The 19,212-nt window shown below is 71.4% G+C and carries 16 protein-coding genes; 8 read left to right on the forward strand and 8 right to left on the reverse strand.

Going from position 1 to position 19,212, the window contains the following annotated elements:
• The first annotated feature begins 2 nt into the window (after window positions 1–2).
• Window positions 3–491 (forward strand): pyridoxamine 5'-phosphate oxidase family protein, encoded by a 489-nt coding sequence (locus IE096_RS16565; RefSeq protein WP_126914152.1) that lies wholly within the window; start codon window positions 3–5, stop codon window positions 489–491.
• A 29-nt stretch (window positions 492–520) separates the two neighbouring features.
• On the opposite strand, the gene IE096_RS16570 is transcribed toward IE096_RS16565, so the two are convergent.
• On the reverse strand, window positions 521–1,411 hold the full coding sequence (locus IE096_RS16570; protein ID WP_189452350.1) for an AfsR/SARP family transcriptional regulator: 891 nt from the start codon (window positions 1,409–1,411) through the stop codon (window positions 521–523).
• A gap of 78 nt (window positions 1,412–1,489) precedes the next feature.
• Complete coding sequence (locus tag IE096_RS16575) at window positions 1,490–2,695, reverse strand: PP2C family protein-serine/threonine phosphatase (RefSeq protein WP_229820243.1); 1,206 nt, start codon at window positions 2,693–2,695, stop codon at window positions 1,490–1,492.
• Window positions 2,696–2,843: 148 nt separating this feature from the next.
• Here IE096_RS16575 and IE096_RS16580 point away from each other — a divergent pair, with 148 nt between their 5' ends.
• On the forward strand, window positions 2,844–4,100 hold the full coding sequence (locus IE096_RS16580) for a GNAT family N-acetyltransferase (RefSeq protein WP_189452352.1): 1,257 nt from the start codon (window positions 2,844–2,846) through the stop codon (window positions 4,098–4,100).
• A gap of 21 nt (window positions 4,101–4,121) precedes the next feature.
• Here IE096_RS16580 and IE096_RS16585 read toward each other — a convergent pair whose 3' ends face one another.
• Complete coding sequence (locus IE096_RS16585; protein ID WP_189452354.1) at window positions 4,122–4,946, reverse strand: Fpg/Nei family DNA glycosylase; 825 nt, start codon at window positions 4,944–4,946, stop codon at window positions 4,122–4,124.
• A 104-nt stretch (window positions 4,947–5,050) separates the two neighbouring features.
• The gene (locus IE096_RS16590) at window positions 5,051–5,539 is read right to left on the reverse strand and encodes a ribose-5-phosphate isomerase (protein WP_189452356.1); all 489 of its coding nucleotides are present in this window, start codon (window positions 5,537–5,539) and stop codon (window positions 5,051–5,053) included.
• A gap of 180 nt (window positions 5,540–5,719) precedes the next feature.
• Here IE096_RS16590 and IE096_RS16595 point away from each other — a divergent pair, with 180 nt between their 5' ends.
• Window positions 5,720–7,165, forward strand: a complete 1,446-nt coding sequence (locus IE096_RS16595) for an amino acid permease (protein WP_189452358.1) — start codon at window positions 5,720–5,722, stop codon at window positions 7,163–7,165.
• 73 nt (window positions 7,166–7,238) lie between these two features.
• On the opposite strand, the gene IE096_RS16600 is transcribed toward IE096_RS16595, so the two are convergent.
• The gene (locus IE096_RS16600; protein WP_189452361.1) at window positions 7,239–7,838 is read right to left on the reverse strand and encodes a biotin transporter BioY; all 600 of its coding nucleotides are present in this window, start codon (window positions 7,836–7,838) and stop codon (window positions 7,239–7,241) included.
• A gap of 309 nt (window positions 7,839–8,147) precedes the next feature.
• On the opposite strand from IE096_RS16600, the gene IE096_RS16605 reads away from it, so the two are divergent.
• The 3 genes from IE096_RS16605 (at window position 8,148) to IE096_RS16615 (ending at window position 11,917) form a co-directional block, all read left to right on the forward strand.
• Window positions 8,148–9,554, forward strand: a complete 1,407-nt coding sequence (locus IE096_RS16605) for an amino acid permease (RefSeq protein ID WP_189452363.1) — start codon at window positions 8,148–8,150, stop codon at window positions 9,552–9,554.
• A gap of 149 nt (window positions 9,555–9,703) precedes the next feature.
• On the forward strand, window positions 9,704–11,110 hold the full coding sequence (locus tag IE096_RS16610; RefSeq protein ID WP_189452365.1) for an amino acid permease: 1,407 nt from the start codon (window positions 9,704–9,706) through the stop codon (window positions 11,108–11,110).
• A gap of 165 nt (window positions 11,111–11,275) precedes the next feature.
• Window positions 11,276–11,917, forward strand: coding sequence for a superoxide dismutase (locus IE096_RS16615; RefSeq protein WP_189452367.1), 642 nt, complete (start codon window positions 11,276–11,278; stop codon window positions 11,915–11,917).
• A 118-nt stretch (window positions 11,918–12,035) separates the two neighbouring features.
• Here IE096_RS16615 and IE096_RS16620 read toward each other — a convergent pair whose 3' ends face one another.
• Both IE096_RS16620 and IE096_RS16625 read right to left on the reverse strand, forming a co-directional pair.
• Entirely contained in the window at window positions 12,036–12,668 is a 633-nt protein-coding gene (locus IE096_RS16620; protein WP_189452370.1) for a hypothetical protein, read from the reverse strand.
• Window positions 12,669–12,742: 74 nt separating this feature from the next.
• Complete coding sequence (locus tag IE096_RS16625; RefSeq protein ID WP_189452372.1) at window positions 12,743–13,384, reverse strand: mycothiol-dependent nitroreductase Rv2466c family protein; 642 nt, start codon at window positions 13,382–13,384, stop codon at window positions 12,743–12,745.
• Window positions 13,385–13,497: 113 nt separating this feature from the next.
• Between IE096_RS16625 and pepN the strand changes: the two genes are divergently transcribed.
• Together pepN and IE096_RS16635 are read left to right on the forward strand one after the other, a co-directional pair.
• A complete protein-coding gene (gene pepN, locus IE096_RS16630; RefSeq protein WP_189452374.1) occupies window positions 13,498–16,107 on the forward strand; it encodes an aminopeptidase N in 2,610 nt (869 codons plus the stop codon).
• Window positions 16,108–16,219: 112 nt separating this feature from the next.
• Window positions 16,220–17,266, forward strand: coding sequence for a hypothetical protein (locus IE096_RS16635; RefSeq protein WP_189452376.1), 1,047 nt, complete (start codon window positions 16,220–16,222; stop codon window positions 17,264–17,266).
• A 34-nt stretch (window positions 17,267–17,300) separates the two neighbouring features.
• On the opposite strand, the gene IE096_RS16640 is transcribed toward IE096_RS16635, so the two are convergent.
• Complete coding sequence (locus IE096_RS16640) at window positions 17,301–19,052, reverse strand: TIGR03767 family metallophosphoesterase (RefSeq protein WP_189452378.1); 1,752 nt, start codon at window positions 19,050–19,052, stop codon at window positions 17,301–17,303.
• Window positions 19,053–19,212: the final 160 nt, after the last annotated feature.

Raw genomic sequence — 19,212 nt, forward strand, 5'->3', positions numbered from 1 at the left:
CTGTGGCCACGAAAGTTACGACGTTCTCCGAAATCGAGGACAAGTTCTTCGAATACATCCGGGACATCGTCTACTGCACAATGATCACCGTCGACCGGAAGGGGCGGCCCCGCGCACGGGTGCTGCTGCCGATATGGGAGGTGGTCGACGGCCGGCCGGTCGGCTGGCTCGCCGCCTACAAGACGCCGGTCAAGGCCGCGCACCTGGCGAACAACCCGCACACCACCTACTCGTACTGGAATCCGCGCCAGAACGCGGTGTTCATCGACAGCGTCTCCACCTGGGCGACGGACGCCGAGACACGGGCGTACGCCTGGGACCTCTACCGGAAGGGCAGCCCCGCCGGCGTCGGCTACAACCCGCGCAACTTCTGGCGCGAGGGCCCCACCGATCCCCAGTACCACGTTCTCCGCATTGATCCTTGGCGTGTACAAGTACTGCGCGGTACGGATTTGACCAGTCGGATTTGGACAGACGAGACGCAGCGCTGAGACCTCCCCCGATCGATTGCCGGTGGCGGTCAGGGCGCGAGCTCGGGGCGGCAGGGCCGGCGCCAGGCGAGGCCGGCGGGCGGCGGCCCGCCCAGGGAGGCCGTGCGCTGCGGCGGCCGGCGCGACGACCCGGCGGCCGCCCGCCGCGCCGGCGGGGACGACGGCGGGGGCGTGGCGAGCATCTCCTGGTGCAGCCGCTGGATGTCGCCGGAGGGCTCCAGGCCCAGCTCGTCCCAGAGGATGCGGTACATCTGCCGGTACGCCTGGAGCGCCTCGGCCCGGCGCCCGGCCTGGTGGAGGGCCGCGATCAGCTGGCCGTGGAAGGACTCGTTGAGCGGGTAGTCGTGGACCAGCACCCGCAGTTCGGCGATGGCGTCGCGCTGCCGGCCGAGCGCGGCCCACGCCTCGATGCGCAGCTCCAGGGCCCGCACCCGGATCTCCTCCAGGCGGGCGATGCGGCTCGACAGCACGTCGCCCGTGGGCACGTTCACCATCAGCGGCCCCCGCCAGATGTCCAGGGCCCGGCCGAGCGCGGCCTCCGCGCTCTCGTGGCGGCACTCCCGGACGTCGGCCCTGGCCTGGGCCACCAGGCGCTCGAAGACCTTGATGTCGACGGCCTCCGGGGCCACCCGCATCATGTAGCCGCCGGGCCGCAGCGTCAGCAGCGGGTCGCGGCCGGCGGGGCGGCCCTCCTGTGCCAGCAGTTTGCGGGCGTGGTGGATGTAGGTCTGCACGGTGTTCAGGGCGCTGCGCGGCGCGGCGCCCTGCCACAGTTCACGGATGAGGGACTCGGTCGTGACGATCTCGTTCGCCCGTATCAGCAGGAGGGCCAGTGTCTGCGAGACCTTGGGCGTCCCCGCCTGGCGGACCTCGCCCTCGTCGGTCACGATCTCGAACGGGCCGATCAGTCTGAACCTCACGACGCACCTTCTTCTCCTGGGCTGGCCCCGAGGGTAGGCGCAGGTGGCCGGAATCTTGCTTATCGGATTTTTAGAGTGTCACTTTGCCGGACGGACGGTTTGTTTTCCCGCGGACGGCGACTTCCGGCTCACCGGCACCGCTCCCGTCTCGCGGCAGATGAGCAGCAGGGCGCGGTCGTCGTTGACGTCCTTGGCGACCGCCTCGATCAGGTGCCAGGCCGCGCCGTGGAAGCCGGAGGTGACGTAGCGGTCGGCCTCGCCCGTGAGGCGGTCCATGCCCTCCGTCAGCTCGCGCTCGTTCGTCTCCACCAGGCCGTCCGTGAAGAGCATCAGGACGTCGCCGGGGCGCAGCCTGCCCTTCACCGGGTCGAACTGGGCGCCGTCGTAGACGCCCAGCAGGGGGCCCTCGGCGGCCTTCTCCTCCCAGCGGCCCGTGCCGGCGCAGAGCTGGAGGCCGGGCAGGTGGCCGGCGGACAGCAGCTCGTAGTCGCCCGTCTCCAGGTCGAGGACGAGGTGGACGGAGGTGGCGAACCCCTCGTCCCAGTCCTGGCGCAGGAGGTAGGCGTTGGCGGCCGGGAGGAAGGCGTGGGGCGGGAGGGAGCCGAGGAGACCGCCGAAGGCGCCGGAGAGCAGCAGGGCCCGCGACGCGGCGTCCATGCCCTTGCCGGAGACGTCCGTCAGGACGACCTCCAGGGTGCGGCCGCCGTTGGTGCGCGCGGCCACGACGAAGTCACCGGAGAAGGACTGGCCGCCGGCCGGGCGCAGCGCCATCTCGCGGTGCCAGCCCCGGGGCAGCTTGGGGAGCTTGCTCTGGACGCGGATGCGTTCGCGGAGGTCGAAGAGCATCGTTCCGCCGCGTCTCCAGGGGACCCCGACCCGGCTGCGGAACTGCGCGATCAGCAGGCCGAAGAAACCGACCGCCGCCACGACGAGGATGGTGCCGGGGGTGACGCGTTCCGCGCCGTGGTGGGAGGGGTCGTCGAGGAGCGCCGACTCCATGATGAGGGCGGCGGCCGACGCGGCGTACAGGCCCAGCAGGCTCGCCGGGCGCAGCAGCAGGCCGCCCGCGACGATGGGCAGGACGAGCGCGGCCGGGGCGCACCACTCGGGCTGGGCGACGGTGCCCCAGGCGAGGGCGGGGACGGCCAGCAGCAGGGCGGTGAGGGCGACCGAGTCGGAGCCGTCGCCGCGGAAGTAGTCGACCCCGGCTTTGCGCATGCTCGTGCGGGCCCGGTGCAGTGCTTTGCGCATCCGGGCCGTCGGAGTCTCCGCACCGCCAGTCATTGCATCGGGACCTTATCCACCCATTCGGCGGTGCGTCGATTCACGCCGCGCCGACACGGCTGCCTTCGGAGCGCCGGGTCAGCACCCGGAGAGCAACCATATGCGAAATTCGTTCGCTTGAACGGGATTGCGTTGCTAGGCATGGGTTATGACGACGGATCTACGGGTACTGCGGCCGACCGATTGGGATCAGTGGTACGGCACCTTGGAGCTGGCTTTCGGTGGCGTACCGGAGACACCGGAGGAGCGGACGCTGTGGCGGGAACTGACCCGTTTCGACCGCTCGATCGGGGCCTGGGACGGACCCGACGTGGTGGGTTCGGCGGGCTCCTTCGCCTTCCGGATGGCGGTTCCGGGCGGCTCGCTGGTGCCGGCGGCGGGCGTGACCATGGTGGGCGTCCGGCCGACGCACCGCAGGCAGGGGGTGCTGACGTCGATGATGCGGCACCTGCTGGAGGGCGTCCGGGAGCGACGTGAGCCGCTGGCCGCGCTGACCGCCTCCGAGCCGGGTATCTACGGGCGGTTCGGGTACGGAATCGCGACACACAGAATTCACGCGCGTGTCGACACCTCCCGCGTGCGACTTGTCATACCGGAAGACCCATCAGCCACAGACGGCTCATACGCAACAGATGGTGTGCGGATCCGCTTGTCGGCGCCCGAGGACGCGCGTGCCGCGTGCGAGGAGGTGTACGCGCGCCGGGTCACCACCCGCCCCGGGATGCTCGCCCGGCAGCCCGCCTGGGACGCCGTGCCCCTGCTCGACCCCGTCGACAAGCGGGACGGCGCCTCGCCCCTGAACTGCGTCCTGGCCGAGGCCGACGGCGAGACCGTCGGGTACGCCCGCTACGCGATCCGGCCCTCCTGGGACCGGCGCGGCCCCCGGGGCACGGTCGTCCTGCGCGATCTGGAGGCCCTGACCCCGGCGGCACGCGCCGCTCTGTGGCGCTACCTCTTCGGTCTCGACCTGACCTCGGAGATCGACGCGTTCAGCCTCCCCGTCGACGATCCGCTGCTCCAGCTCGTCGACGACATCCGGCGCTGCGACGTCCAGGTCGCCGACCAGCTGCACCTGCGGCTCGTCGACGTCGGTGACGCGCTCGCGGCGCGGACGTACGCGGCGCCCGTGGACGTCGTCCTCGACGTGACGGACGCGTTCTGCCCCTGGAACACCGGGCGGTGGCGGCTGACCGGCGACGCCAAGGGCGCGACGTGCGCGCGGACGCGCGACGCCGCCGATCTGGCCCTGTCCGCGCGGGAGCTGGGCGCCGCCTATCTGGGCGGGACGTCACTGGCCGCGCTGGCGGGCGCGGGACGGGTCCGGGAGCTGCGGGAGGGGGCGCTGGCGGAGGCGTCGGTCGCGTTCACGAGCGCGGTCGCGCCCTGGCTGCCGCACGGGTTCTGACGGGTTGTCGCCTTGTGGCGGTCACGCCTGCTGGCAGGTCGGGCACCAGAAGAGGTTGCGGGCGGCCAGGTCCGCGGTGCGGATCGCGCCGCCGCAGACCAGGCACGGCCGGTCCGCGCTGCGGTAGACGTAGACCTCGCCGCCGTGGTCGTCCACGCGCGGCGGGCGGCCCATGGCCTCGGGGGTGTGCTCGGGGCGCACGGTGTCGATGCGGTTGTTGCGCACGCCCTCGCGCATGAGGTCGACGAGGTCCGCCCAGATCGCGTCCCACTCGCGGCGGGTCACGTCACGGCCGGCGCGGTACGGGTCGATGCCGTGCCGGAAGAGGACCTCGGCCCGGTAGACGTTGCCGACGCCCGCGACGACCTTCTGGTCCATGAGGAGGGCGGCGACGCTCGTGCGGCTGCGGGAGACCCGGGCGTAGGCGCGGCCGCCGTCGTCCCCGGGGCGCAGCGGGTCGGGGCCCAGGCGGTCGTGTATCGCCTGCTTCTCGCCGTCGGTGATCAGCGCGCAGGTCGTCGGGCCGCGCAGGTCCGCGTACGCGGTGCCGCTCGCGTTCGTGGTCGCCAGGCGGAGGCGGACGGTGTCCGTGGGGGGCGGGGCCGCCTGGCCGGTGCCCCAGGTGTATTTGCCGAAGAGGCCCAGGTGGATGTGGACCCAGCCGGTTGCGGCGAAGCCGAGGAAAAGGTGTTTGCCGTGGGCTTCGGCGGTCTCGAGGACCTGGCCGTCTATCAGCGCCGCGCTGTCGGAGAACTTGCCCTGGGGGCTGGTCGCGCGGACGGTTCGTCCCGCGAACGCCTTGTGGTGGTCCGCCGCCAGGCGGTGGATCGTATGCCCTTCGGGCATGGGGTGTCCTCCCGGACGGCTCGTTTTTTCCGCCGCTTCGCGGCGGTCCTCCCCCACCCACCCGCCCGATCACCCGGAACCGGGTGGGTGAGGGAAAGATCCCGTCAGTCCTGCTGCGGGTGGTGGGCCGGGATGGCCGGGAGTTCGCCCGTGGTCTCGTAGCGGCTCAGCATCTCGATGCGGCGCGTGTGACGCTCGTCACCGGAGTACGGCGTGGCCAGGAAGATCTCGACGAACTTCGTCGCCTCCTCCTGCGTGTGCATACGGGCGCCGACGCTGATCACGTTGGCGTTGTTGTGCTCACGGCCGAGGGAGGCCGTCTGCTCGCTCCAGGCCAGGGCGGCCCGGACGCCCTTGACCTTGTTCGCGGCGATCGCCTCGCCGTTGCCCGAGCCACCGATCACGATGCCGAGGGCGTCGGCGTCCGCGGCCGTCTTCTCGGCGGCGCGGAGGCAGAAGGGCGGGTAGTCGTCCTGGGCGTCGTAGATGTGGGGACCGCAGTCGACGGCCTCATGGCCCTGGGCCTTGAGCCACTCGACGAGGTGGTTCTTGAGTTCGTAGCCGGCATGGTCGGAACCGAGGTACACGCGCATGCGTCCGAGTGTGGCACGACCCCGGGGGCGGATCCGTCAGCAGGGGCCGGTGACCCCCTTTCGTAACTCTCGGTGAACACAACGAAATGGATTCGGGTCTTCCTAAAGGCGGCATCAAGAAGTTCTAATTCGGTGGCTCGCAACCCGAGACCCAGAGGAACAACCCGAAGGAACGTGCAGATGAGCGCGACACCGCCGACCATGACGAAGGGGTCGACGACCGGCGATCCCGGAAACGCCCCGGCGTCGGGCGGGGACGGCCTCAAGGCCGGACTCAAGAACCGCCACCTGTCCATGATCGCTATCGGTGGTGTCATCGGCGCGGGCCTCTTCGTGGGTTCCGCCTCCGGCATCGCCGCCGCCGGTCCCGGCATCCTGATCTCGTACGCCCTCGTGGGCGCGATGGTCGTCTTCGTGATGCGGATGCTCGGCGAGATGGCCGCCGCCAACCCCACCTCCGGTTCCTTCTCCGCCTACGCGGACAAGGCGCTGGGCCGCTGGGCCGGTTTCACCATCGGCTGGCTGTACTGGTTCTTCTGGGTCGTCGTGCTCGCGGTCGAGGCGACCGCCGGCGCCAAGATCCTCCACGGCTGGGTCCCGGCCGTGCCGCAGTGGGGCTGGGCCCTGATCGTGATGGTCGTCCTCACGGCCACCAACCTGGCCTCGGTCAGCTCCTACGGCGAGTTCGAGTTCTGGTTCGCCGGCATCAAGGTCGTGGCGATCGCCGCGTTCGTCGTCATCGGTCTGCTCGCCGTCTTCGGCGTGCTGCCCGGCTCCGACAACCCCGGCCAGGGCTTCGACCTGCTGACCTCGCACGGCGGCTTCCTGCCGCACGGCCCCGGGGCGATCCTCACCGGTGTGCTGATGGTCGTCTTCTCCTTCATGGGCAGCGAGATCGTCACCCTGGCCGCCGGTGAGTCCGAGGACCCGCAGCGCGCGGTGACCCAGGCCACCAACAGCGTCATCTGGCGCATCGGCGTCTTCTACCTGGGCTCGATCCTCGTCGTGGTCTCCCTGCTCCCCTGGGACTCCAAGGAGATCGCCGAGAAGGGCAGCTACGTCGCGGCCCTCGACTCGATCGGCATCCCGCACGCCGGCCAGATCATGAACGTGATCGTGCTGACCGCCGTGCTGTCCTGCCTGAACTCGGGCCTCTACACCGCCTCCCGCATGGCCTTCTCCCTCGGCCAGCGCGGCGACGCCCCGAAGGCCTTCGCCAAGGTCAACGCCCGTGGCGTCCCGGCGGCGGCGATCCTCGGCTCGGTCGTCTTCGGCTTCATCTCGGTCGGCTTCAACTACCTGTGGCCCGACACCGTCTTCAAGTTCCTGCTGAACTCCTCCGGTGCCGTCGCCCTCTTCGTCTGGCTGGTCATCTGCGTCACGCAGCTGAAGATGCGCGGGGTCATCCTGCGCGAGATGCCGGAGAAGCTCGTCGTCCGGATGTGGCTCTTCCCGTACCTGACCTGGGCCACCATCGCCATGATCGTCTTCGTCCTCGGCTACATGGTCGTGGACGGCGGCGACAACCGGGAGCAGGTCCTGCTCTCCACCCTCGTGGGCGTCCTGGTCCTGGCCGTCGGCCTGGTCCTGGACAAGCGGCGCAAGGCCGTCCAGGCGGCGGAGTAATCGAGCCGTACGCGAAACGGGCCGGGCCCGCACCCCCTCGGGGTGCGGGCCCGGCCCGTTCGTATATATACGGTCAGCCGCGGCGGCCCAGCAGCTTCCACGCCGTCGGCAGCGCGCCCATCGCGAGCGCGGCCTTGAGGACGTCACCGATGAGGAAGGGCGTCAGGCCCGCCGCGACGGCCTCGGCGAACGACATGTGGGTGGCCAGCGCCAGGTAGGGGACGCCGACCGCGTAGATGATCGCGGAGCCCAGGGCCATGGTGCCGGCGGTCCGCAGCACGGAGCGGTCGGCGCCGCGGCGGGCCAGGGCGCCCACGACGGTCGCGGCGAGCAGCATGCCCAGCACATAGCCGAAGGACGGGAAGGCGGCGCCGGAGCGGGCCTCGGCGAACCACGGCATGCCCACGACGCCGGCGACGGCGTACAGGGCGAGGGAGAGGAAGCCGCGGCGGGCGCCGAGCGCGGTGCCGACGAGCAGGGCGGCGAAGGTCTGGCCGCTGACCGGGACCGGGGAGCCGGGGACGGGCACGGCGATCTGGGCGGTGAGGCCGGTCAGCGCGGCGCCGCCGACGATCAGGGCGGCGTCGCGGACGCGGGCCCGGCCGGCGGTCGAGGCGGGGAGCAGGTCGGCGAGGACCGTACCGGTCCGGGGAAGGGTGGCGGCGGTGGCCATCGGTACTCCGCGAGTGATGAGGGACGGGTGGGACACGCCGACGTTAGCCGAGCGTGACGCTTTGGGCACCGGGCAGCGGTGACAAAGGCCGACGCCCGGTCTTGGCGGGTTCCGAACGCGTGGAGGGGCGCGAGGTGCTGAGTACACACAGTTGGTGACGGTTTCACCGGGAAACGTGATGCTCGTCACGGAGCGCGAGTGGAGCTTGGCCAGTGGCCCTCGCCCGGGAGACTCTGGTCCCTACCCTTTGCGCGCGTTTGCGTTCTTGCAGATGCGCACACCTTCGCAAGACCCGAAAGAACGAGCTCCATGCACGATGCACCGCCCGTCGTCGAGCCACTCGCCGGCGAGAAGGAACCGCTTGCGGCGGGTCTCAAGCAGCGCCATCTGACGATGCTCGGGCTGGGCGGGGTGATCGGCGCCGGGCTCTTCGTGGGTTCGGGCGCCGGGATCGCGGTCGCCGGGCCCGGGATCATCCTGTCCTATCTGCTGGCCGGCGGGCTCGCCATGCTGATCATGCGCATGCTGGGCGAGCTGTCGGCGGCCATGCCCGCGTCGGGCGCCTTCTCGGTGCACGCCGAGCGGGCGCTGGGCCGCTGGGCCGGGTTCTCGGTGGGCTGGCTCTACTGGTTCCTGCTGGTGGTCGTGCTCGCCGTGGAGGCCACGGCGGCGGCCCGGATCGCCCATGGCTGGGCGCCGGGGGTGCCGCAGTGGGGCTGGGTGCTGCTGTTCATGGTCGTCTTCACTGCTGCCAACCTCGCGGCCGTGAAGAACTTCGGTGAGTTCGAGTTCTGGTTCGCCGCCCTCAAGGTCGGCGCGATCGTGCTCTTCCTCGCCCTGGGCCTTCTTGCGATCTTCGGCGTTCTTCCCGACACCGACGCCGTCGGCATGACGAACCTCACCGGCCAGGGCGGGCTGCTGCCGCACGGCTGGGGCGGGGTGGTCTCCGGTGTGCTGGCCGTCGTCTTCGCCTTCGGCGGGCTGGAGGTCCTCACGATCGCGGCCGCCGAGTCCGACGACCCGGCGCGCGCGGTGGGCCGGGCGGTGCGCAGCGCCGTGTGGCGCATCCTCTTCTTCTACGTGGGCTCGATGCTGGTCATCGTCACCCTGCTGCCCTGGTCGTCGCTGAAGCCCGGGGAGAGCCCCTATGTGGCGGTGCTCGACCGCATCGGGGTGCCGGCGGCCGGTCAGATCATGAACGTCGTGGTCTTCGTGGCGCTGCTGTCCGCCCTGAACGCCAACCTCTACGGCTCGTCCCGGATGGTCTTCTCGCTCGCCGAGCGGAAGGAGGCCCCCCGCGCGCTGCTGAAGGTCGGGGCGGGCGGAGTGCCCCGGCGGGCGGTGCTCGCCTCGGTCGCGTTCGGCTTTGTCTCGGTGATTCTCAATCTGGAATGGCCGGATTCGATCTTCCAGTATCTGCTGAACGCGGTGGGCTCGGTCCTGCTTTTCGTCTGGGGCCTGATCGCCGTCTCCCAGTTGCGGCTGCGCCGGCGGATCGAGCGGGAGACGCCGGAGCTGCTGACCCTGCGCATGTGGTGCTTCCCCTATCTGACCTGGGTCGCGCTGGCCGCGATCGGCGCCGTGCTGGTGCTGATGCTGACCGACGACGCGGCGCGTCCGCAACTGCTGTGGTCGGCCGGCGCGACGGCCGCGGTGGTCGCGGTGGCCCTGCTGCGGGACCTCCGGCAGCGGTCCTCGGCGGCCGTCGACCGCTGATGAATTTCGTTTCTGCCGAAATGTCAGTCGCGGAAGGTCACATGTCTGTCTGAATACCGGACAGATGTGTGAAGGGTGTTGTCCTCGGCCAACCTGACCTCCACACTGAGGCAACTTTTCCACTCACACTCAACGGGGCTTTTACGATCATGACTGGTATACCCTCCCCGCCGGCGACCGGCCCCGCCGACGCGATCCCGGACACCCCACCGGGCCCCTCGCTGTCGCACGGACTCAAGCAGCGTCATCTGTCGATGATCGCGCTCGGCGGCGTCATCGGCGCCGGGCTCTTCGTGGGATCCGGCGCGGGCATCGCCGCCGCCGGCCCGTCGATCGTGCTCGCGTATGCGGCCTCCGGCATTCTCGTGATGCTCGTGATGCGCATGCTCGGTGAGATGTCCGCGGCCAACCCCGCCTCGGGCAGCTTCTCGGTCCACGCCGAGCGGATGATCGGCCCCTGGGCCGGTTTCACCGCCGGCTGGGTGTTCTGGACCCTGCTGTGCGTCGCCGTCGCCGCCGAGGGCATCGGCGCGGCGGCGATCATGACGAACTGGTTCCCCAGCACGTCCTCCTGGATGTGGGTCGCCCTGTTCATGGTCGTCTTCACCGGCAGCAACCTCGCGGCGGTGAGCAACTTCGGCGAGTTCGAGTTCTGGTTCGCGGCCCTCAAGGTGACCGCGATCGCGGTCTTCCTGGTCCTGGGCATCCTCGCCATCGCGGGCGTCCTCCCCGGCACGCACGCCCCCGGCGCGTCCAACCTCACCGGGAACGGCGGCTTCTTCCCCATGGGCGGCAACGGCCTCGTCGTGGGCCTGCTCGCCTCCGTGTTCGCCTACGGCGGCCTGGAGACGGTCACCATCGCCGCCGCCGAGTCCGAGCACCCGCGCAAGGGCGTGGCGAGCGCGGTCCGCACGGCCATGTGGCGCATCGCCCTGTTCTACGTGGGCTCGCTGCTGGTCGTCGTCACCCTGATCCCCTGGAACGACCCCTCGGTCGTCAAGAGCGGCCCCTACGTCGCCGTCCTCAACCACCTGGACATCCCCGGCGCCGGCCAGATCATGAACGTGGTCGTGCTGATCGCCCTGCTCTCGGCGATGAACGCCAACATCTACGGCTGCTCGCGCATCGCCTTCTCGCTCGTCTCCCGGGGCCAGGGCCCCCGCAGGCTGGGCAAGGTCAGCGGTGGCGTGCCGCGCTACGCGGTCATCGCCTCCGCCACCTTCGGCTACGTCGCCGTGCTGCTCAGCTACTGGTGGCCGGACACCATCTTCAAGTGGCTGCTCAACATGGTGGGCGCCGCCACGCTGGTGGTCTGGGGCTTCATCGCCGTCTCCCAGCTGCGCGGCCGCAAGCGCACCCCGAAGGACCAGCTGCTGGTGAAGATGTGGCTCTTCCCCTACCTCACCTGGGCCGCCATCATCGGCATCCTCGGGGTGCTGGGCCTGATGCTCCGCGAGGAGGAGACCCGCATCCAGCTGTACTTCACGGGTGGCCTGACGATCGCGCTCGCGCTGATCGGATACCTGCGGCAGCGCGCGGTGGCCGCGAAGCGCTGACGCGTCGCCTTCCCCCTTCGACCGAGGCGGGGTAGGTCCTGATCTTCAGGACCTACCCCGCCTCCGTCTTTGGACCGAAGCCCTCCCCCCTTACCACTTCTGACACGTACTTACTGATAGCGTCTACCTGCAAGTAGGTCGCAATAAGTAGTCGGAGGGCTCGGCATGGCCATCTACACACTTCCTGAACTTCCTTATGACTACTCGGCGCTGGCCCCGGTCATCAGCCCCGAGATCATCGAGCTGCACCACGACAAGCACCACGCGGCGTACGTCAAGGGCGCGAACGACACCCTGGAGCAGCTCGCCGAGGCCCGTGACAAGGACCAGTGGGGCTCGATCAACGGCCTGGAGAAGAACCTGGCCTTCCACCTCTCCGGCCACATCCTGCACAGCATCTACTGGACCAACATGACCGGCGACGGCGGCGGCGAGCCGCTGGACAAGGACGGCGTGGGCGAGCTCGCCGGCGCCATCGCCGAGTCCTTCGGCTCCTTCGCCAAGTTCAAGGCGCAGCTGACCAAGGCCGCCGCCACCACGCAGGGCTCCGGCTGGGGCGTCCTCGCCTACGAGCCCGTCAGCGGCCGGCTGATCGTCGAGCAGGTCTACGACCACCAGGGCAACGTGGGCCAGGGCTCCGTGCCGATCCTGGTCTTCGACGCCTGGGAGCACGCCTTCTACCTGCAGTACAAGAACCAGAAGGTGGACTTCATCGACGCCATGTGGGCCGTCGTGAACTGGCAGGACGTCAGCGCGCGCTACCTCGCGGCGAAGGAGAAGGGCAGCGCCATCATCCTGGCGCCCTGATCCCCGCCCGACCTTTCCCCTTCAGGCCGCCTGCTCGTGATCGTCTTCTCACCCTTCACGTGGCAGGCATGGTGGAGGCCCCCGCGCGGTCGCATCGCGCGGGGGCCTCTCGCGTCCCTCACCTGTGGTGGCCGAACGCCTCGCCGGTCACGGCGAACTCCTTCGCCAGGCCCGTCTCGTGCAACCGGGCGAACGGAGTGAAGGGTACGCCCAGCTCCCGTCCCCCGCGATCGAAGTTCCACGCCTTGTGCACGGCGCAGCGGTAGTCCACGACGGTGGTGCCGTCCGCGGCGACGCGGACCGTGCCCGTCAGCCGGAATTCGACGTACCGCAGCGCCAGCCACCAGTCGGGGCTGACGTGGCGGCTGATCAGTACGTCGCGCCAGCCGCTGTCGGCCGGGTAGGCGGCGGGGGCGCGGTCCCCCGCCGCCGCCCAGCGCTCCAGGGCCTCGGCGCGCCACCGCGCCAGCTGGGCCTCCGCGGCGGCCCGCACGGCGGGCAGGGCGAGCAGCCGCTCGGCGTCGACGCGGTGCGGGGTGCCGTCGCCGCGCAGGTAGTGGCGCAGCATGCCGGCCGCGTTGCGCAGGCCGAGCAGGCGCCACAGGGCGGCGAGGGTGTGGCAGGCGGCGAGGGTGAGCAGGTCGTAGGGGCGGACGGGCAGCGTGCCGTGCTCGGCGTTGCCGCAGTGGGGTTCCGGGTCGGCCCAGCCGCCGGTGCGGCCGAGGGGCCGGGTCAGGTCGGTCTGGCCCATACGGGGACATTAATGGACGGACTGGGCAGGCGCCCGTTGGACAGGTGCGGCCCGGTGGGCCGGTCATCGGGCCGTCAGTCGAAGATCGGGCCGACCGTCCGGGTGCGCTTGATCTCGTAGAAGCCCGGGGTCGACGCGACCAGCAGCGTGCCGTCCCAGAGCCTCGCCGCCGCGTCGCCCTTGGGGGCCGGGGTGACGACCGGGCCGAAGAAGGCGACCTCGGTGCCGTCCGGGCCGGGCACGGAGATGATTGGGGTGCCGACGTCCTGGCCGACCTTCTCGATGCCCTCCTTGTGGGAGGCGCGCAGGTCCTTGTCGTACTCGTCCGTGTCCGCCGCGTCCGCGAGCGCGGCCGGCAGGCCCGCGTCCTCCAGGGCGGCCGCGATCGTCTCGCGCGTGCGCGGCAGGTCGCGGTTGTGGAAGCGGGTGCCCAGCGCGGTGTAGAAGCGGCCCAGCGCCTCGCCGCCGAACTGCCGCTCGACCGCGACGCACACCCGCACCGGCTCCCAGGCCCAGCCGCCGCGGGCCATCGCCTCGCGGAACTGCTCCGGGAGCTCGTCCAGCTTCTCCTCGTTGAGCACGGCCAGGCTCATCACGTGCCAGCGCACGTCGACGGGCCGGACCTTCTCCACCTCCAGCATCCATCGCGAGGTCATCCAGGCCCACGGGCAGATGGGGTCGAACCAGAAGTCGGCGGTCACTCTCTCGACGGTCACGCGGGGCTCCTCTGCAGCCGGTTGGTCGGTGATTCAACAAGGAGCCGCATGCCATCATTCCTGGTGTTCGATAAATGGGACGAGAGACGAGACCAAGCCGAGGGAGCCGCGTCGTGCCCGGTGAGAACCTGACCCGTGAGGAAGCCCGCGTCCGCGCCCGGCTGCTGACCGTGGACGCCTATGACGTGGCGCTGGACCTGCGCTCCGCGACCGGAGCGGGCGGGCCGGGCGACGAGCCGCGGACGTTCCGCTCCGTCGCCACCATCCGCTTCCGCTGCGCCGAGCCGGGCGCCGCGAGCTTCGTGGACCTGGTCGCGCCCGCCGTCACCGCCGTGACCCTCAACGGCCGGGAGCTGGACCCCAAGGAGGTCTTCGACGGCGCCCGGGTCGCGCTCACGGACCTGGCCGCCGAGAACGTGCTGGTCGTCGACGCGCTCTGCGCGTACAGCCGGACCGGCGAGGGGCTGCACCGGTTCGTCGACCCCGAGGACGGCGAGGTCTACCTCTACACCCAGTACGAGCCCGCCGACGCCCGCCGGGTCTTCGCCAACTTCGAGCAGCCCGACCTCAAGGCCCCCTTCACCTTCTCGGTGACCGCGCCCGCCGGCTGGACCGTGCTGAGCAACGGCGCCCAGGACGGCGAGGCGCAGCCCGTGGACGACTCCTCGGCCACCTGGCGGTTCGTCCCCACGCGGCCGATCTCCACGTACATCACGGCCGTCGTCGCCGGCCCGTACCACGTCGTCCGCGACCACTACAGCCGCACCCTCGCCGACGGGACCGTCCTCGACATCCCCCTGGGCGCCCTGTGCCGCAAGGGGCTCGCCCCCCACTTCGACGCCGACGAGATCTTCACCGTCACCAAGCAGGGCCTGGACTTCTTCCACGACCACTTCGACTACCCGTACCCCTTCGGGAAGTACGACCAGGCGTTCGTCCCCGAGTACAACATCGGCGCGATGGAGAACCCGGGCTGTGTCACCTTCCGCGAGGAGTTCGTCTTCCGGGGCAAGGTGACGCGGTCGGCCTACGAGCGCCGGGCGAACGTCATCCTCCACGAGATGGCGCACATGTGGTTCGGCGACCTGGTCACCATGGAGTGGTGGGACGACCTGTGGCTCAAGGAGTCGTTCGCCGACTTCATGGGCTCCTTCTCGCTCGTCGAGGCCACCCGCTACACCAGCGGCTGGGTCACCTTCGCCAACCAGCGCAAGGCCTGGGCCTACCGCGCCGACCAGCTGCCCTCCACCCACCCGATCACGGCGGACATCCACGACCTGGAGGACGCCAAGCTCAACTTCGACGGCATCACCTACGCCAAGGGCGCCTCGGCCCTCAAGCAGCTCGTCGCCTATGTGGGCCGCGACGCCTTCCTGGAGGGCGCCCGGCGCTACTTCAAGCGCCACGCCTACGGCAACACCCGCCTGACCGACCTCCTGCAGGTGCTGGAGGAGACCTCGGGCCGGGACATGGCCGCCTGGTCGCGCTCCTGGCTGGAGACGGCCGGCGTCAACGCGCTGACGCCGCTGGCCACCTACGACTCCGCCGGCCGGATCACCGAGCTGGCGATCCTCCAGGAGGCCACCGAGACGCATCCGGAGCTGCGCCCGCACCGGCTGGCCGTCGGCCTCTACCGTCGCGAGGCGCCGGGCGCCCCGCTGCTGCGCTACGCCCGCGCCGAGGTCGACATCACCGGCCCCCGGACGGTCGTGGCCGAGCTGGCGGGCGCCGAGCGGCCCGAGCTGATCCTGGTCAACGACGAGGACCTCACCTACTGCAAGATCCGCTTCGACGAGGGCTCGCTGGCCACCCTGCGCGAGCACCTGGGCGACCTCACCGACCCGCTGGCGCGGGCCCTGTGCTGGTCGGCGCTGTGGAACCTCACCCGCGACGGGCTGCTGCCCACCCGCGACTACCTCGATCTCGTCCAGCGCTTCGCGGGCGCCGAGACCGACATCGGCGTGCTCCAGATGGTGCAGAGCCGGGCCACCGAGGCGCTCGCCCACTACGCGGCCCCCGCCCGGCGCGAGACCGCCGGCCGGGAGCTCGCGGGCAGCGCGCTGCGCGAGCTGCGGCTGGCCGAGCCGGGCAGCGGCCACCAGCTGGCCTGGGCGCGGTTCTTCGCCGCCCACGCGAGCGAGGACGGCGACCTGCGGATGCTGCGCGGACTGCTGGAGGGCACCGCCAAGATCGACGGGCTGGACGTCGACCAGGAGCTGCGCTGGACGTTCCAGGCGGCGCTGGCCTCCCGGGGCGCCGTCGGCGAGTCCGCGCTCACCGCCGAGCTGGCCCGGGACAACACCGCCTCCGGCAAGCGGCACCAGGTGCGCGCCCTGGCCTCCCGGCCGGAAGCGGAGGTCAAGGAGGCCGCGTGGCGGGCGGTCGTGGACTCCGACACCCTCTCCAACGCCCTGGCCGAGGCCACCATCGCGGGCTTCGACCAGCCGGGACAGCGGGAACTGCTGGCGCCGTTCGCGCCGCGCTACTTCGAGGTGATCGAGCGCGTGTGGCGGGAGCGGTCCATCGAGATCGCCATGGCCGTGGTGCGCGGGCTGTTCCCGGCGCTCCAGGACCATCCGGAGACCCTGGCCGCCACCGACGCCTGGCTGGCGGACCACGCGGACGCGCCCCCGGCGCTGCGGCGGCTGGTGCTGGAGGCGCGGGACGACCTGGCGCGGGCCCTGCGCGCCCAGGAGTGCGACGCGAACGCGGTTACGGCCTGATCCGACGCAGTTTCGACCCAACTCCACCGCCCCGCCGGGCACGTTGTCATGAAGTGACGACGGGCCCGTAACAGCGGTTAGGGGGCGGCCGGGGAGCGGGAATGGCCGGGTCATGAACCCCAACACCCCCCTCTCCCCCCGCCCCCTCCACCACCTCTCCGACGTCCGCCACCGCGTCCTGAGTACACGTCAGCTGCGGGAGCACGGCGTCACCGGATCCGTCACCGCCGAGCGGTGCCGCCCCGGCGGCCCCTGGCAGCAGCTGCTGCCAGGGGTCTTCCTCCTCCGCACCGGACCCGCCACCAGCGAGGAGCGGCTCCACGCCGCCCTGATGTACACCGTGCCGCGCGACCGGGTGCCCCGGCAGCCCGGCCCGGTCGCGGACCGCGACGCCCCGCCCGCCCCCTACGGCCAGGCCATGATCACCGGGCCCGCCGCGCTGGCCCTCCACCGCTTCACCTCCGTGCCCTCGCTGCTCTCCCTGGAGCACATCGACGTCCTGGTGCCGCGCACCCGCCGGCTGCGCGCGACGGGCTTCGTCCGGCTGGTCCGGGCGCACACCGTGCCTCGGCCGAAGCTGGTGACGGGCCTGCCCGTCGCCCCGGCCGCCCGGGCGGTGGCCGACACCGTGGCGCGGCTGACCGACCCGCAGGCCGTCCGGCGGCTGCTGGCGGAGGCGGTGCGCGGCGGGCACTGCGAGCCCTCGGCGCTCGTCCGGGAGCTGTCGCGGGCGCGGCTGCTGAGCCGGCCGCACGTGGTGGACGCCGTGGACGCGCTGCTGGCCGAGGGCCGGTCGTTCGCGGAGGGGCGGCTGTACGACATGGTGCGCGAGCACGCGCTGCCGGCCCCGCTGTGGAACGTCGACCTGCGGCTGCCCGGCGGGCCGTGCCTGGGGAGCGTGGACGCGTACTGGCCGGACCACGGGGTGGCGGTGGAGATCGACGTGCGGGCCCCGCGCCAGGACGGCGAGGCGCCGTGGTCGGAGCCGTCCCGCAAGCGCGAGTACCTGGACCGGCTGGGCATCGCGCTGATCCGGCTGACGCCGAGGAAGCTGCGCGACGACGCGGCGCTGGAGCAGCAGGCGGCGGTCGTGCGCACCGCCCTGGTGGCGTCGGCCGACCACGGGCCCACCTCGTACGTCGTGGTGCTGCCGCGGTGACGCGCCGGGCCGCGCGGCACCGCGGGCCGGCGGGTCAGCGGGTGGAGAGGACGAGCTCGGTGTTGCGGTCGGTGGGCGTCCCGGCGAGGGAGGTGTCCGAGCCGGGGGCGTTGAAGGCCAGCTCGCGGTAGAGGGAGGCCAGGCCCGACTGCGAGAGGTCCTGGAAGTCGGTGCGGTAGGGGGCGTCCGACTCGATGAGGGTGGTGAACAGGGAGATCGTCCCGTCGTGATTGTCGGTGATCTCGATGACGCGGGCGAGCTGGGGGTAGTCGACGTGGGAGGCGGTCGCGATCTCCCAGAAGGTGCCCCGGGGGCGGATGCGGTTGCGGTGGCTGTGGCCGTTGATCCAGGCCAGGACGTTGTTGTGGCGCTGGAGGAGGGCGATCACCTCGTCGCCGCCGTGGCGCTTGTCGCGGGGCCGGGTGGGGTCGGGGACGGTGTTGGTCATGCTCCAGCTCGGGTGGTGGCTGAAGATCAGCGCGTACTGGTCCTGATGTGCCGTCAGGGTGCGGTCGAGCCAGTTGAGTTGGTCGGTGCCCAGGGAGCCCTGGTAGTGGCCGCCGGGGTCGGTGGAGTCGATGCTGACGCCGATGACCTTCTCGGAGATCTTGAAGGTGTAGTAGAGGGTGCCGGAGTCGAGGTTGGCCTTGGTGTAGCCGTGGCCGATCGGCCCCTGGCCGGCGTGCTGGGGGTCGAGGTGCGCGGCGATGTACTGGCGGGGGGTGAGGGGGGCCCGGCGCGGGTCCGGGGTGATCCGGCGCATCTCCTTGCGGTGCGTCTTGAGCATGGCCTCTATGCGCTTGCCCCTGGGATCGGAGCCGCCCGCCTCGCCCTGCATCAGGTATTTGGCCTCGTCCGGCGGGACGTACTGGAGCTTGCGGTCGCCGACGCAGACGTCGGCGATGTAGGAGCCCACCGCCGGGTAGCAGCCGCCGGAGAGCAGGTCGTGGTTGCCGAAGGTGGAGTACCAGGGGATGTTGAGGCCGGGGCTGGTGACCCGCCGGGTGGCGGCGTCGAGGTAGCCGTCGATCCTCGGGTAGCCGGCCTGCTTGTCCTGGTCGCGCAGGTCGCCCTCGGGGTGCCAGTAGAGCTTGAGGCCGCTGTTCTGGACGCCCTCGTAGTGGCGGGGGTCGCCGGTGTTGGGGTCGAGGCGGCCACCGCTGAGGGCGGTGAGGAACCACTCCACCTCGATCCTGGCGTTCTCGTCCCCGTTGTCCCCCGTGGTGATCACGAACGCGAACGGAGTACCGGTCACCGGGCCCCGGCGCACCTTGTTGACCCGCTCGACGAGGGAGACCACGCCGGGCAGGGTGAGCGCCTCGTGCGGACGCCAGGCGCCGGGCTCGCCGGAGCGGAAGAACTCGTAGCGCAGTGGGTGCTGTACGTCCGTCAGGTGGAGGTCGGTGAACTGCACGAAGGAGGCGAGGGTGGTGCGCCGGTCCTCGCGGCCGCCCTGGGGCGCGGCCAGCTCGGCCCGTACCCGCCGGGGCCAGCCGGGCCCGTCGCCCAGGCGCCGGTAGCCGCCGGTGCCGCGCGGCGCGGCGACGGAGACCAGCGTGGTCCCGGCCCCGGTGGGGGCGGCGGAGGGCTCCACCGTGGGGGTGCCGGCCTGGGCGGTCGCGGTGGCGGTCGCCCGGGCGGCCGGTTCGGGTGGGGGATCGGCGGCCGCGTGGCTGTCGCCCGCCCCCAGCCCCAGTCCGGCGGCCGTGGTGACGGCGCCCGCCGCGGCCAGGAAGGCACGGCGGTCGAGCTGGGGTTCCGTGGTGCTGCGGGATCTGCGATGCATGGCGGTCTCCCCGGTGCGAACGCGAAGGCGAGCGGTCTGGCGTGCGGGTTGCGGGCTCCGTTGTCAAGGATCGTTGGCAGCCCGGATGACCTGGGCGTGAACAGGGCCGCAACGCTCGCCGCCGGTCACCTCGCATGGATCTTGGCTACTGCGAACTGAC

Origin of the sequence: Streptomyces abikoensis (genome assembly GCF_014648775.1) — a bacterium.
GTDB classification, from domain to species: Bacteria; Actinomycetota; Actinomycetes; order Streptomycetales; family Streptomycetaceae; genus Streptomyces; species Streptomyces abikoensis.

Bases quoted from the DNA above. Each gene is read 5' to 3' on its own strand.
- IE096_RS16590 (WP_189452356.1), bottom strand. From the start codon at position 5,539: ATGCGCGTGTACCTCGGTTCCGACCATGCCGGCTACGAACTCAAGAAC.
- IE096_RS16600 (WP_189452361.1), bottom strand. From the start codon at position 7,838: ATGGCCACCGCCGCCACCCTTCCCCGGACCGGTACGGTCCTCGCCGAC.
- IE096_RS16575 (WP_229820243.1), bottom strand. From the start codon at position 2,695: ATGACTGGCGGTGCGGAGACTCCGACGGCCCGGATGCGCAAAGCACTG.
- IE096_RS16615 (WP_189452367.1), top strand. From the start codon at position 11,276: ATGGCCATCTACACACTTCCTGAACTTCCTTATGACTACTCGGCGCTG.
- IE096_RS16605 (WP_189452363.1), top strand. From the start codon at position 8,148: ATGCACGATGCACCGCCCGTCGTCGAGCCACTCGCCGGCGAGAAGGAA.
- IE096_RS16620 (WP_189452370.1), bottom strand. From the start codon at position 12,668: ATGGGCCAGACCGACCTGACCCGGCCCCTCGGCCGCACCGGCGGCTGG.
- IE096_RS16635 (WP_189452376.1), top strand. From the start codon at position 16,220: ATGAACCCCAACACCCCCCTCTCCCCCCGCCCCCTCCACCACCTCTCC.
- IE096_RS16640 (WP_189452378.1), bottom strand. From the start codon at position 19,052: ATGCATCGCAGATCCCGCAGCACCACGGAACCCCAGCTCGACCGCCGT.
- IE096_RS16595 (WP_189452358.1), top strand. From the start codon at position 5,720: ATGAGCGCGACACCGCCGACCATGACGAAGGGGTCGACGACCGGCGAT.
- IE096_RS16580 (WP_189452352.1), top strand. From the start codon at position 2,844: ATGACGACGGATCTACGGGTACTGCGGCCGACCGATTGGGATCAGTGG.
- IE096_RS16610 (WP_189452365.1), top strand. From the start codon at position 9,704: ATGACTGGTATACCCTCCCCGCCGGCGACCGGCCCCGCCGACGCGATC.
- IE096_RS16585 (WP_189452354.1), bottom strand. From the start codon at position 4,946: ATGCCCGAAGGGCATACGATCCACCGCCTGGCGGCGGACCACCACAAG.